This is a genomic window from Salinimicrobium oceani (genome assembly GCF_012037645.1).
This window is the reverse complement of the sequence record NZ_JAAVJR010000423.1, coordinates 1-507: the sequence shown is the minus strand read 5'-3', so window position 1 is coordinate 507 and position 507 is coordinate 1. Positions and strand designations below refer to the sequence as shown.

Genomic DNA, 507 nt, shown 5'->3' with positions numbered 1-507 from the left:
GGCAAAAGTACTGCCAAGAAAGCTTAAATGCCAATTTGTCACCAGAAACTTTTAATAAACATTTGGCAAAATCGAAATGTTAAAACAATAATTTTGCGCCTCAAACTTAATTAGATACTAATGAAAAAAAGAGTTTTAAACTTTGTACTTGTTGCAGGAGTCACTTTAGGAAGTGTAGCCTGTAAAGATGATAAGTCAAATCGGGTAGAGCCGGGCGAAGCACAGGAAGCTGCTGTAGCTACAGAAGAGGCTGTTACTTATGAAATTGATACTACCGCTTCTACTATCGAATGGAGAGGTACCAAACCTACGGGAGAGCATAAGGGAACTATTGCTATCCAGGATGGAACTCTTAGCGCTACCCGGGAGGAGATCACCAGCGGAAGCGTTAGCATTGATATGAATTCTATTAAGGTGACCGATGAAGGGATCGACGATAAAGACCGTACTTCTCTTGAAAATCACCTTAAAGGAACAGTTGAAGGTAAAGAAACAGATTTCTTTAAT

Annotated in this window: 1 protein-coding gene; it reads left to right on the top strand. The window is 39.6% G+C overall.

Going from position 1 to position 507, the window contains the following annotated elements:
• Positions 1–120 precede the first annotated feature (120 nt).
• On the top strand, positions 121–507 hold a 387-nt coding region (locus HC175_RS17525; protein ID WP_168139579.1), incomplete at its 3' end, for a YceI family protein.